14 protein-coding genes are annotated in these 12,475 nt (G+C 69.6%); 9 read left to right on the top strand and 5 right to left on the bottom strand.

Annotated elements, in window-relative coordinates; all coding sequences use genetic code 11:
• The 4 genes from Dfulv_RS22230 to Dfulv_RS22245 all read left to right on the top strand — a co-directional run bounded on the left by Dfulv_RS22230 (position 1) and on the right by Dfulv_RS22245 (position 3,722).
• Entirely contained in the window at positions 1–1,263 is a 1,263-nt protein-coding gene (locus tag Dfulv_RS22230; RefSeq protein WP_259866360.1) for an FAD-dependent oxidoreductase, read from the top strand.
• Positions 1,260–1,733: a flavodoxin domain-containing protein gene (locus Dfulv_RS22235; RefSeq protein WP_259866362.1), complete on the top strand. Its 474-nt coding sequence runs from the start codon at positions 1,260–1,262 to the stop codon at positions 1,731–1,733. The genes Dfulv_RS22230 and Dfulv_RS22235 overlap by 4 nt, the downstream gene beginning before the upstream one ends.
• 70 nt (positions 1,734–1,803) lie before the next feature.
• Positions 1,804–2,808 (top strand): LacI family DNA-binding transcriptional regulator, encoded by a 1,005-nt coding sequence (locus Dfulv_RS22240; protein WP_259866365.1) that lies wholly within the window; start codon positions 1,804–1,806, stop codon positions 2,806–2,808.
• Positions 2,805–3,722, top strand: a complete 918-nt coding sequence (locus Dfulv_RS22245) for a carbohydrate kinase family protein (protein ID WP_259866367.1) — start codon at positions 2,805–2,807, stop codon at positions 3,720–3,722. Before Dfulv_RS22240 ends, Dfulv_RS22245 begins: the two co-directional genes overlap by 4 nt.
• 61 nt (positions 3,723–3,783) lie before the next feature.
• Here the strand turns inward: Dfulv_RS22245 and Dfulv_RS22250 are convergent, their stop codons facing one another.
• On the bottom strand, positions 3,784–4,221 hold the full coding sequence (locus Dfulv_RS22250; RefSeq protein WP_259866370.1) for a GNAT family N-acetyltransferase: 438 nt from the start codon (positions 4,219–4,221) through the stop codon (positions 3,784–3,786).
• On the opposite strand from Dfulv_RS22250, the gene Dfulv_RS22255 reads away from it, so the two are divergent.
• Entirely contained in the window at positions 4,195–4,422 is a 228-nt protein-coding gene (locus Dfulv_RS22255; protein WP_259866372.1) for a hypothetical protein, read from the top strand. The genes Dfulv_RS22250 and Dfulv_RS22255 overlap by 27 nt on opposite strands.
• On the opposite strand, the gene Dfulv_RS22260 is transcribed toward Dfulv_RS22255, so the two are convergent.
• Entirely contained in the window at positions 4,419–5,588 is a 1,170-nt protein-coding gene (locus Dfulv_RS22260; RefSeq protein WP_259866377.1) for an acyltransferase family protein, read from the bottom strand. The genes Dfulv_RS22255 and Dfulv_RS22260 overlap by 4 nt on opposite strands.
• A gap of 257 nt (positions 5,589–5,845) precedes the next feature.
• Between Dfulv_RS22260 and Dfulv_RS22265 the strand changes: the two genes are divergently transcribed.
• Both Dfulv_RS22265 and Dfulv_RS22270 read left to right on the top strand, forming a co-directional pair.
• Positions 5,846–6,973, top strand: coding sequence for a glycoside hydrolase family 19 protein (locus tag Dfulv_RS22265; protein WP_259866379.1), 1,128 nt, complete (start codon positions 5,846–5,848; stop codon positions 6,971–6,973).
• A gap of 188 nt (positions 6,974–7,161) precedes the next feature.
• Positions 7,162–7,797, top strand: coding sequence for an NADPH-dependent F420 reductase (locus Dfulv_RS22270; protein WP_259866381.1), 636 nt, complete (start codon positions 7,162–7,164; stop codon positions 7,795–7,797).
• Positions 7,798–7,826: 29 nt separating this feature from the next.
• On the opposite strand, the gene Dfulv_RS22275 is transcribed toward Dfulv_RS22270, so the two are convergent.
• Positions 7,827–8,339, bottom strand: a complete 513-nt coding sequence (locus tag Dfulv_RS22275) for an LLM class flavin-dependent oxidoreductase (RefSeq protein WP_259866383.1) — start codon at positions 8,337–8,339, stop codon at positions 7,827–7,829.
• Positions 8,340–8,598: 259 nt separating this feature from the next.
• Here Dfulv_RS22275 and Dfulv_RS22280 point away from each other — a divergent pair, with 259 nt between their 5' ends.
• Both Dfulv_RS22280 and Dfulv_RS22285 read left to right on the top strand, forming a co-directional pair.
• Positions 8,599–9,609 carry an aldo/keto reductase gene (locus Dfulv_RS22280; protein WP_259866385.1) on the top strand — a complete coding sequence of 337 codons (1,011 nt, stop codon included), beginning with the start codon at positions 8,599–8,601 and terminating at the stop codon, positions 9,607–9,609.
• A 237-nt stretch (positions 9,610–9,846) separates the two neighbouring features.
• Positions 9,847–10,641, top strand: coding sequence for a nitroreductase family protein (locus Dfulv_RS22285; protein WP_259866387.1), 795 nt, complete (start codon positions 9,847–9,849; stop codon positions 10,639–10,641).
• Here Dfulv_RS22285 and Dfulv_RS22290 read toward each other — a convergent pair.
• Together Dfulv_RS22290 and Dfulv_RS48605 are read right to left on the bottom strand one after the other, a co-directional pair.
• The gene (locus Dfulv_RS22290) at positions 10,565–11,014 is read right to left on the bottom strand and encodes a MerR family transcriptional regulator (protein WP_259866389.1); all 450 of its coding nucleotides are present in this window, start codon (positions 11,012–11,014) and stop codon (positions 10,565–10,567) included. The genes Dfulv_RS22285 and Dfulv_RS22290 overlap by 77 nt on opposite strands.
• A 7-nt stretch (positions 11,015–11,021) precedes the next feature.
• Complete coding sequence (locus tag Dfulv_RS48605) at positions 11,022–11,963, bottom strand: zinc-binding dehydrogenase (protein WP_319805819.1); 942 nt, start codon at positions 11,961–11,963, stop codon at positions 11,022–11,024.
• Positions 11,964–12,475 lie beyond the last annotated feature (512 nt).

The raw sequence follows: 12,475 nt of genomic DNA on the forward strand, positions 1-12,475 counted from the left end.
GTGGTGACCGTCGCAATCATCGGCAGCGGACCGGCGGGCTGCTACACCGCCCAGTTCCTGCGTAAGCGCCTGCCGGACGCAGCGATCACCGTGTTCGACCGCCTCCCGGTTCCCTTCGGCCTTGTACGGTACGGCGTGGCGCCGGACCACCAGGGCACGAAGGCGGTGACGCGCCAGTTCGACCGGCTCTTCGAACGAGAAGGTGTCCGCTTCGCCGGCAACGTCGAGGTCGGAACCGACGTCAGCACCGATCAGATCGAGGCGAACTTCGATGTGATTGTCGTCGCGACCGGGCTCGACGACGATCGTCTGCTCGACATCCCCGGCGAGGACCACCCCAGGGTGATCGGTGCCGGCCGCATCGTGCGGATGATCAACGGGCATCCGGATTCCGTCGGCGAGGAGATTTGCCTGGGCGCGAACCTGGTGCTGATCGGCAACGGCAACGTGGCGGGCGATCTGATGCGCCTGCTACTCAAGCCGCTCGACGCGTTCGCGGACTCCGACGTCGATGACGGGGTCCTGCGTCATCTGCGCGGCGCCGGAGTCCGGCGTCTCGAGGTGATCGGACGCTCGCCGATGGCAGCAGCCAAGTTCGACCCCGTCGTCCTGCGGGAGCTTCGAGGACTGTCCGGCGTCCGCTTCGACGTCGACGTCGAGTCCGACGACAATCCGTCTCGCATCGCGGAGGTCATTCGCGAGCTGCGGGACTCGAGCGATCCGGAGGCCGGGACCACCGTCGTGCTGCGGTTCGGGTGGACTCCGCAACGAATCCTGGCCGACGGCGGTTCATGTCTGGTCGAGTTCGTGGCGCCAGGCGGCAGCCGGCTGCGACTCGGTGCGGATGCGGTGATCACCGCCATCGGATTCCAGCACTCGTCGAAGCGGCTCTACCCGGGCGACGACACGGGACCGGAGGTGATCTCGGCGCTCCCCAGCATCTACCGGACCGGCTGGTATCGCCGCGGTCCCCGTGGCACCATCCCCGAGAATCGGGTCGACGCGCGAGAGGTGGCTGACGCGATCGCCGCAGACGTCGAGGCCGGAAAGGTGCGCACGGGGCGGCCCGGATGGCCGGGCCTGCCCGAGCACGTGCGGGAGCGCGCCGTCGACTTCTCGGGCTGGCGAGCGATCGACGCCCACGAGCTCGCACACGCGAGTGCGGGAAGATTCCGCAGCAAGGTCACTGATAGGGAACAATTGCTGCGCTTGGCATCGCGCAACGTGGTCGCCGACGGCGATCGGATGGAGGTAGACAGGTGAGGGTCGTGATCCTCTTCGGGACGGAGTCGGGCACCGCGGAATTCGTCGCGAACGACCTATCGGACGCGATCGCCGGCTTCGACGACACCATCGAGGTCGATGTCGTCGACATGACGGATCAGCCCGTCGACACCATCGACGTCGCCGCGCTGCATCTCGTGGTCTGCTCGACGTACGGCGACGGAGAGCTGCCTGCCAGTGCCCGACCCTTCCACGCGGGCCTGGAGCGCGAACGTCCCAACCTCACCGGACTCCGGTACGCGATGTTCGGCATGGGTGACTCCAGCTACATCGACACCTACAGCCACGGCAGCGAGATCATCGACGCGACGCTCACCGGACTCGGCGCCACCAGAGTCGGTGAGTACGGCAGGCACGACGCATCCGGGAGGGACGCGGCGAGCGACGTCGCGTTGACGTGGCTGGAAGGGCTCCGCGCCAACGTGCTCCTGACCGCCTCCGAGCGATGAGCCGGTCGAGCCCATGACGAACCAGAAGGACGACAGCACCTCACCCGCGAAGCGCTACCAGCGCTCCACCATGCGCGATGTCGCCGCGCTGGCCGACGTCAGTCCGAAGACCGTGTCGCGAGTGATCAACGGCGAGAAGTACGTATCGGCGGAGATCGTAGAACGGGTGCACGCGGCCATGGAGCGGCTCGACTATCGCCACAATCTGGCCGCGAGCCAGCTCAGGGCCGGAACGACGTCCGCGGCGATCGGCCTCATCCTGGTCGACATCTCGAATCCGTTCTCGTCGACGCTGCATCGCGCCGTCGAGGACGTGTTCCGAACCCGCGGGATCGCAGTGCTGTCAGCGTCGACCGATGAGGACGCCGCGCGCGAACGCGCCGCGGTCGCGACCTTTGCCGCACGGCGAGTTGATGGGCTCATCATGATGCCCGCGAGCCGTGATCACAGCTACCTGAGCGCCGACGTCCGCGCCGGAACCCACATCGTCCTGATCGACCGGCCGCCCGCGTTCCTCAACGTCGACTCCGTTGTCTCGGACAACCTCGGCGGCGCGGAGGCCGGTGTGCGTCACCTCATCAGCCATGGGCATCGACAGATCGGATTCATCGGGGACTGGCCCGAGGTCGTGTCGTCGAAACTGCGCTACGACGGCTACCGACGTGCCCTCGAGACCGCCGGCATCCCGATCGACGACTCGCTCGTCGCGCGTGGTTTCTCATCCTCCGCCGATGTCGAGCAGACCAGTCGCGCACTGCTCCTGCGTTCCGACGCCCCCACGGCGCTGTTCGTCGCGCAGAACGCCCTGTGCGCACCGGTCATCCGCGCGATCCGCGCGCACGGCGCGCACGACCGCGTCGCCGTCGTGGGCTTCGACGGGTTCGAGGGCGCCGACCTGGTCGAGCCCGGACTCACCGTCATCACCCAGAATCCGCTCCGCATGGGAACGCTCGCCGCCGAGACGCTGGTCCAGCGGATGAGCGGCGCGAGCACGACTCCCGCGATGAACCACGTCCTCCCCACAGTCCTGATCGAGCGCGGCTCCGGTGAGCTGCCCGGACCCTTCGCCGCATGAGCCGCCCGGCACTGGCGATCGGGGAGGCGCTCGTCGATGTGATCGACTCGCCCAACGGGAGCATGAGCAGACCTGGCGGCTCGCCCGCGAACGTCGCGATCGGGCTGGCCCGGCTCGGTGTCCCCACGGAGCTGCTCACCGCGCTCGCCGACGATACATACGGTGAACTGGTCAAGGCATGGTTCGAGGACTCTGGCGTCGTCGTCGAGCGAAACTCCGCGCGCCTCGATCGAATGTCAATAGCCCGCGCCGTGCTCGACGCAGGCGGAGCGGCACGCTACGAACTTGACATCGTGTGGACCCTTCCGGCGGTTCCGCCGACCGCGATCGCCGATCGGCCGCTCGTCCATGTCGGTTCGCTCGCGCTGTTCCTCGAACCAGGCGCGAACGAGGTCGAGCGCATCGTCGAGCATGCGGCGAGCACGGACGTCCCCGTCGCCGTCGACGCCAACATCCGCCCAAGCGTGCTCACGGACCCTGCATCGGCTCGCGCGCGGTTCGAGTCGATCGCCGAGCGCGCGAGCGTTGTGAAGCTGAGCGACGAGGACGCGGCCTTCCTCTATCCGGACGTCGCCGAGCACGACGTGGTGCGTCACCTCCACGACCTCGGCGGAGCAACTCCGGCCGCCCGCCGCGTGGTGGCCCTGACCCTCGGCGCCCGCGGTGCGCTCCTGCGTTGCGCGGACGGCGACGTCCGCGCAACGGCACCGCAGGTCCGCGTCGTCGACACGATCGGCGCCGGGGACTCGTTCATGTCAGGGATGCTGGCGCGCCTGCTCAAATACGAACGGAGTGCATGGCAGAAGCTGCCGACGGTGGTAGACGTCGGCAGGTACGCCGCGCGATGCGCGGCGATCACCGTCGGCCGCGAAGGCGCCGACCCGCCGCGACGGAATGAGATGGTAGCGCCATGAGCGTGGTCGACCTGATCGCTCGCATAGCGACGACTCCGGAGACCTGAAGGTCACTCCATCATCAGAGCTCGGCCGTGAGCCGATACACCTTCGAATCGCGCAGCTGGAATCCTAACCGCTCATACAGCCGATTCGCCGCTTCCCGCGACGGCCGAGACGTAAGGTCGACGGTTCGGGCCCCATCGGCCCGGGCCAGCCGCACAGCTTCCCGAGTCAGGGCCGCGCCCACCCCCTGCCCACGCGCTGCCTCGCCCACGACCACGTCTTCGATCCACGCCCGCCACCCGGTCGGAATCGGAAACATCACCAGGGTCAACGCACCGACGATCTCACCGCCGGCGCGGGCGATGAGCAACCGATTGCCCGGCCAGGACACCAACGTCTGCAGTGCTTCGGCATCGAGCGGTTCAGCAGATCGCGACAGCTGCGGAAGCAACTGGCCGAACGCCTTCAGCACTTCGTCCGTCGCCTCTTGCACGACCTCGACGTCAACACCCATGTCCGAGACTCTAACCATCAGCGACAGCGCGCCCTCATTCGGCGCCACCGCCGGGGATTACCGCTTGGTTGGTCGTCGAACCCGGATCCGGCGGTCCTGGCGCACCTGCTGCTCGCGCCGTTCGCGCCGGGCCTGTTCGAGCACCTCATGAGCGAGCGCGAGGTGACCCCCGAGGAGATCAAGGCCGCCATCGACAGCTAGCGGCTGACCGCCTCGGCAGTCTCTGCGGTGTCCGCGGGCTTCAGGGCGACGGCGGGCACCGGGTGCTCGTAGGGGCGCACCAGCACGACCAGGCCGGCCAGCACGAGCGCGAGCACCGGGTACCAGGCGAAGCGGGCGACGACCCAGCCGATGTCGACGGGTGCGTCACCGAGGCCGGGCAGCGTGCCGAGCCGGCGGGCGACCTCCGAGACGCCGACGAGCGCCACCTGGTGCCAGCAGAACACGCTCATCGCGCTCAGGTTGAGCACGGCCACGGCGGCCCAGATCCGGGGCCGGCGCAGGAGCCGTTCGATCCGGTCGCGCAGCAGCAGTGCGGCGCCCGCCTGGATCGCGGCGAGGGCCGGGACCATCAGTGACGGCGGGTTCGAGTTGGAGCGGGTGGAGCCGGGCACGCTCACGATGCTCACCGGGTACTCCAGCACGGCGAGCAGGAACACGAACAGCGCCAGGCCCCCGGCGAGCAGGCCGCCCGCGACCCGCCGGTCGACGCGCCCCGCCGACCAGGCCACGCCCAGCTGGTACGCGAAGCACCAGGCCGGCAGCACGCTCAGGTACCCGACGGCGGCCGGCTCGACGTCCGGGCCGAAGCGCACCAGGTCCACCACGGCCACGGCGGCGGCGAGCGCCAGGACCACCCGGAGCCCACCACGCCGGTCGAGCCTGAGGGCGTACGGCGTGAGGGCGGTGATCACCGCGTACACGGCCATGAACCACAACGGCTGCAGGAACAGCACCACGGTGGTCCGCGCGGTACCGGCGCTGAGCCCGAGGACGCCGAGCAGCGGCAGCGCCACGGCCAGGATCATGGTCGCGGCGACAACCGGCCGCCCGAGCCGCCACAGCCGGCGGCGTACCCATTCGGCGTCGGTCTCGCCGCGCGCCCGGGCACGGCGGAGTCCCTGTGCCGCCGTGTACCCGCCGACGAGGAAGAACAGGCCCAGCATCTGGAAGAACCAGGTGGCCGGGTGGAGCCACGCCAGGTATCGCAGCGGGCTGTCGATCCGCAGACCGCCTGTCGGGGTCGCGACCAGCGCGCCGACCAGCCAGTGTCCACCCACGACGCCGAGGATGGCCAGGGCTCGGAGCCCGTCGATGAACCGGTCGCGCTGCTGCATGACGTTCCCCTCGTCGGTGTCTCGTGGCACCGACGTTATGAACGATCACGGCGAAGATCGATCCGGCTGGCATCCCGGGTGGGGGTAGGGAAAGCCCCCGGGCGAGGAGGCTCCGCAGCACCATGGCGGGCAACCCGCTCAATGCAGTCAAACGCCGACGGGTCTCGCCGCGACGCATCCAGATAAAAGGAAAGACTCTTTACAGTTAGCTGAATTTGCGGTATGAAAAACGTCATCGAGAGATCAGGGTCGATGTCCCGCCCGCCCCCTCACTCAGGAGCATCACCATGGACAGATCACGATCGGCGCGCCTGCGCCGGGTGCTCGTCGCGGCAGTCGCTGCCGTCCTCGGCGCCTTCATCCTCATCCCGGGCACCGCGGCCGCCGCGGGCACCGGCGCGATCACCGGCTACGGCGGCAAGTGTGTCGATGTCGCCGGCGCCAACGCCGCAAACGGCACCCGGGTCCAGCTGTGGACGTGCAACGGCACCAACGCCCAGAGTTGGACCGTGGGCACCGACGGCACGATCCGGGCCCTCGGCAAGTGCCTTGACGTCGCCGGCGGCTCAACGGCCGACGGGGCCAAGGTCCAGCTCTGGGACTGCAACGGCACCGGCGCCCAGCAGTGGGTCGCCAACGCTGTCCGCGACATCGTCAGCTCCCAGGCCAACAAGTGCCTCGACGCCACCGGTGTGAGCTCGGCCGACGGCACGCCCCTGCAGATCTGGACCTGCGCCGGCGGGGCCAACCAGAAGTGGAACGTCCCCGGCGGCACGAGCGGGGGCGGTGGGTCGTCGAGCGGCTTCGTGGTCAGTGAGGCCCAGTTCAACCAGATGTTCCCGAACCGGAACTCGTTCTACACCTACGCCGGGCTGACCGACGCGATGAAGAAGTACCCCGCGTTCGCCACGACCGGCAGCGACACGGTCAAGCGGCAGGAGGCCGCGGCATTCCTGGCCAACGTCAGCCACGAAACCGGCAGTCTGGTGTACATCCACGAGATCAACACCGCCAACTGGCCGACGTACTGCGACCGGAGCCAGCCGTACGGGTGCCCCGCCGGCCAGTCGGCGTATCACGGCCGCGGCCCGATCCAGCTGAGCTGGAACTTCAACTACAAGGCGGCGGGCGACGCACTCGGCGTCGACCTGTTGAACAACCCGGACCTGGTGGCGACGAATGCGTCGATCTCGTGGCAGACCGGGCTGTGGTACTGGATGACCGGCACCGGCGGCGCGGGCACGACGTCACACAACGCGATGGTGAACGGGCAGGGCTTCGGTACCACGATCCGGGCGATCAACGGCATCGAGTGCAACGGCGGGAACCCCGCACAGGTGCAGAGCCGGGTCAACCTCTACAACCAGTTCGTCGCGATTCTGGGCGTCCCCGCGGGCGGCAACCTGACCTGCTGACGCGGACGAGCACTGTCATCGACGGACCGGTCACGCCCGCGGCGCGACCGGTCCGTCGCATCTGTGACGCAGCGGGCGCCACGCGACCATGCGGAGAACGAGACGATGGCCTGGCACCTGCTGGATCCTTTCACGCTCCCGTGACGGCCCTATCGCGTGAACGGGCCGGCAGCGGGTAGGCGACAGACATGAAGATCAGTGTGATCGGCGCCGGCAAGATCGGCTCCACGCTGGCCCACCTGTACACCGCGGCCGGCGACGACGTCGCCATCGCGAACTCCCGAAGTCCGGACACCCTGCGCGACCTTGAGCATCAGCTTGGCCGTCACGCACACGCCGTCACCGCCGAGGAGGCGGCCCGCTACGGCGACATCGTGATCGTCGCCGTGCCGTTCGGCCACTATCGAGACCTGCCCGCCGAGGCGCTGGCCGGCCGAACGGTGATCGACGCGACCAACTACCACCCGGAACGCGACGGACACGACGACGAGCTGGAGCACGGCGATGTGACCAGCAGCGAGCTGCTACAGCGCCACCTCGCCGGCGCGCACGTGGTCAAGGCGTTCAACGCGATGCGCTGGGACCACCTGCGCGACCACGGCCGATCGGCCGGGGCGAACCGCCGGTACGGTATCCCGGTCTCCGGCGACGATCCGGACGCCAAGTGGCAGGTCTTCGACCTCGTCGAGCAGATCGGCTTCGAACCGGTCGACGCCGGCCCGCTCGCCGAGGGCGGCCGCAAGCACCAGCCCGGCACGGAGGTGTACACCGCCGACCTGTGGGCCGACACGCTGCGCGCCCGCATCGGCATCGAGGGCACCTGAACCTGCCGGTCAGGTCGGGACGGTGCTCATCAGGCCTGTTCGGTGGTGTTCCGCACCAGGGTGGTGATCCGCAGCCCGAACTCCAGCGGAGGATGTTCCCGGCCGAGTTGCTCACTGAGGCGCTTGAGCCGCTCGATCCGTTCGTGGACCCCGTCGAGCGGCTCACCCCAGAAGAGCTGGACGTCGGCCTCGGTGGCGGCGACCCGCTCGGCGGCATCGGAGGCGCCGCCGAAGTAGAGCCGCGGATGCCGACGGTCGCCCCGGACGACGGTTCGCGGGGCCACGGTGGAGTTGGTGACTCCGAAGTGCGCGCCGTGGTAGGTGACGTTGTCCTCGGTCCACAGCTTGCGCACGGTGGCCACTGTGAAGGTGTCGGGCCGTCCCCACCCGGTGCCGATGAGCGCGCCGCCCCATCCGTGTTCCTCGAGGGCCTTGGCGTGGCTGGTGAGGGTCTGCAGGCTGTTGTGCTCCGAGACGACGTCGTCGCCGCGGTGGCCGGGCTCGGCCTGGTTCGGGATGTACCAGAGGAACTCGAGGCTCATCGGTGCGTCGTCCTGTTCTGGTCGGTGGCGAATGCGCGAAAGTGTTGAAGCATGCGCCGGCAAGGGTCTCGTGCAGCCCCCCAAAGTGATCTGTGGCCTGCGTCACGACATAAATCATAGTAAGCCTATCGGTATAATCTAGATCGTGATCGGGTTCCTTCGATACTCCAGACGCGAGATCGACTTCGCGTTGTTCGCAGACCAAGGGTGACGCGCATGCTTCGCAGCCGGCCGAGCTCCGTCGCGTCAAGGAGCACCGATGACCTATAACGCAGCCGACGACCGCTACGAAAGCCTGGAGTACCGGCGCGCCGGGAACTCCGGCCTCGACCTGCCGGCGTTCTCCTTCGGCCTGTGGCAGAAATTCGGCACCGACTATCCCTACGAGACCCAGCGCGAGATCGCGCTGCACGCCTTCGACCTGGGCATCACACACTTCGACAACGCCGACCGGTACGGCCCGCCGCACCGAGCCGCGCAGCAGTTCTTCGGCCGGGTGCTCAAGCACGACCTGGCCCCGTACCGGGACGAGCTGATCCTGTCGACCAAGGCCGGCAACCCGATCGGTTCCAGCCCGTACCTCAAGGGCGGATCCCGCAAGTCGCTGCTCACCTCGTTGGAGCACAGTCTGCGTGACCTGGGCACCGACCACGTCGACATCTTCTACAGCCACAGCCCCGACCTGACCACACCGTTGGAGGAGACCGTTGGCGCCCTCGCCAGCGCGGTGGAGCAGGGCAAGGCGCTCTACGTCGGCGTCTCCAACTACGCCCCGGAGCGGGCACACGAGGCGGCCGTGCTGCTGCGCCAGGCCGGGGTGCCGCTGCTGATCCACCAGCCACGCTACTCCGTCTTCGACCGCCGCCCCGAGCTCAACGGCCTGCTCAAGCTGGCCGCCGAGGACGGATTCGGCCTGATCGTCTACTCGCCGCTGGCGCAGGGTCTGCTCACGAACAAGTACCTCGACGGCATCCCGGCCGGTGCGCGGGCGCAGAACAGCGCGTTCCTGTCACCCGACGTTATCGACGACACGTACCGGCAGCGGGCCGCGGCGCTCAACCGGATCGCCGAGCAGCGGGGCCAGTCGCTCGCGCAGCTGGCGCTGCAGTGGGTGCTGCGCCAGCCGCAGGTGACCTCGGCGCTCATCGGCGCCAGCTCGCCCTGGCAGCTGGACCACAACGTCAAGGCGCTCGACTTCCCGCCGCTGACGGAGGAGGAGCTGGCGCTGATCGACGAGCACGGCGTGCACGGGACCGGGCCGAAGCTGTGACGACCGGCCTCGCGGGTGCGGTGGGGGCCGGTGTCGAGGACGGCCGGCCGTTCCGCCTGGGTTTCCTGCTGCCGCCGACACCGCCGTCGACCTGGAGAACTTCGCCCACCTGGTGGTGCCGATCCTGCAGGAGCGGGGCCTGTTCCAGCACGGCTGCACCCGTCCCACACTCCGTGGCCGGCTCGGGTTGCCCTGGTGCAACCGGCCGCGCCCGGTCCTCGAGGAGGTTTCCGCCCGATGCCCGTCACCGCCCGCTACGGCGACCCCACCGCGACGCTCAGCGTGGCCAGCGACGTCCTCAGTCTGCAGCTTGCGCATCGCTCGGTGCGCAAGTTCGGCCCGCGTGAGGTCACCGACGACGAGCTGGCAGCGCTCATCGCGGCGGCGCAGTCCGCGCCGACATCCTCCAATCTCCAGCCCTGGAGCGTGGTGGCGGTACGCGACCCCGGGCGCAAGGCGCGCCTGGCCGCGCTCGCCGGCCATCAGGCCTTCATCGAGCAGGCCCCACTGTTCCTGGTATGGATCGCCGACCTCGGCCGTGCCCGCAGGCTCGCCGAGCGGGCCGGTGCGCCGGTCGCCGCCACCGACTACCTGGAGACGACCATCATCGGCTTCGTCGACACCGCACTGGCGGCCCAGAACGCTGTCGTGGCCGCCGCCTCGCTCGGCCTGGGCACGGTGTTCGTCGGCGCGATCCGCAACCAGCCCGAACAGGTCGCCGCCGAGCTGAAGCTGCCGCCGCACACGGTGGCGACCTTCGGGCTGGCGGTCGGCACACCGGACCCCACGGAACACGCCGGCATCAAGCCGCGGTTGCCCCAAGGTGCCGTGCTGCATCGGGAGCAGTATGACGCCGCTGCCGACGCGCACATCGCCGCCTACGACGAGCGGCTGGCGGCCTACAACAGCCGGTTCGGGCTGCCGGGCAACTGGAGCAAACGGGTGCTGGCCCGGCTCAGGGGCCCGGAGTCGATGGCGGGCCGCCATCGACTCCGGCAGACGCTGGGACGCCTTGGCCTGCTCTCGAGATGACGGTGCCGTGTGGGCCCGCGCCGGCGCCGAGCCGGGCGGCAAGGGTGTCGTGCAGCCGGGTCAGCGTGTCGATCCGGGCGCGCAGCTCCGCTAGGCGCTCGCCGGCCACCCGCATCGCCGTGCCGCACGTGGCCCGGTCGGCGAAGACGGCAGGGAGGTCACGGTCCAGGTACCGCAGGAAGACACGGATGTCGGCGACCGTGAAGCCGATCGCGAGCAGCTCCCGGATGTTGCGGACCCGCAGGACCGCCGTGGCCGGATAGTCGCGGTAGCCGTTCGCCGACCGGGCGCTGACGAGCAGGCCCTCCGCCTCGTAGTGGCGCAGCGCCCGCACCGTCGTGCCGGCCGCTGCCGCCATCTCTCCGATCCGCATGTCCCGACTATGCCGCGTCCACACGGACGAGGACCACACCCGCGTGGCGGCCGGCGAAGAGGTCGAGCAGCGCCTGCGGCGCCGCGGCGAGGCCGTCGATGATCGAGTGCGGCAGGGCGAACGGCCCCAGCTCTGCGAGCTGCGCGTCGAGACCGGGATGGTCGGCCGCGGTGAAGCCGTGCAACGACAGGCGTTTCCCGATGACCGCGGTCAGGTCCAGCCGCGGGTCGGGTGCGCCGCCCAGTTGCTGGGTCAGCGCCCCGCACAGTGCGATGCGGGTGCGCGGTCCGACGGCCTCCACGAGCTCGGCGACGCGACCGAGCGTGTCGAAGACGACGTCGACCGGGCCGAGTCGCGCAAGCCCTGACACAATCGACTCGGCCCGATGGTCGAACGCGGCGTCGAATCCGAACCCCCCGGCCGGACCACCGGCCGGATCGCCGGTCAGCAGGGCGACCTTGCGGGCGGAACCGGTGCTGCCGACGACCCGGCCGGCGCCGAGGGCCCGGGCGACCCGGCCTGCGGCGCTGCCGACCGCGCCCGCCGCGCCCGAGACGTAGACGGTCTCACCGGGGCGCAGCCCGGCGGCCCGTAGCCCGGCGAGGGCGGTCAGCGCGCCGCCGAGGCAGGACAACGGGTCGTCCGGATCGGCGGTCCGCAGCGCACTCGTGTCGGCGACCGCGTACGTGCTCCATGGGGAGCGGTGCAGCACTCCGGTACCGACGGGGAACGCGGGGTCGGTGGAGGCGGCGACCTCGCCGACCGCCCGGGCGATCAGGGTGCCCTCGGCGAGGAGAGTGCGCAGCACCGCGCCCAGTGCCAGATAGCGGTTGCGGATCAGGACCTGGCCGGGTCCGGGCTCGGGCACGGCGGCGGTGACGACCGCGAAGTCGCCGAGGCCCGGGACGCCGCCCGTCGAGTGGACCGGGTGGATCTCAATGTTCGTCACCGGCGCACGCTAAACCCTGCCGCATACGGCAGGGTCAAGTCACCCGCTCGCCGGTCGGCGGTTGACCTACGCGGCCGCCGCCTCATAGCGCGGCGCTGCGTGCCATGGCCACTCACCCGATTGTCGACTCGGTGGCGGTGGCCCGGCGGCTGCTCGAAACGTACCGGTAGCGATCCGAACGGGCGGGCCCGATTCGTGATCATGATGTGCGACGGAGATCTCAAAAGGGTGGACGGCTCTTGCAATTCCTACTGCGCTCGTAGGATTATCGGATCATGCCACGCACGGTCCTGCTGACCACACGACGCACCGTCGACCTGGTGCGCGTGGCGAGTGGCCTCTGTTCGTAACCGGCGCCCGTCCCCACCGAACCTGACACGCGACCGCTTCCGCCGGTACTACCGCCGGCTATGACGACGTGCTCTCGCTCCTGCCCGCATCCCCGATGCGCGGCAGCGATGCCGCATGGCCACGCCCGCCGACCGGGAGCTGCGAGCACCACTGGACACTCC

This window comes from Dactylosporangium fulvum (assembly GCF_025137375.1).
Lineage (GTDB): Bacteria > Actinomycetota > Actinomycetes > Mycobacteriales > Micromonosporaceae > Dactylosporangium > Dactylosporangium fulvum.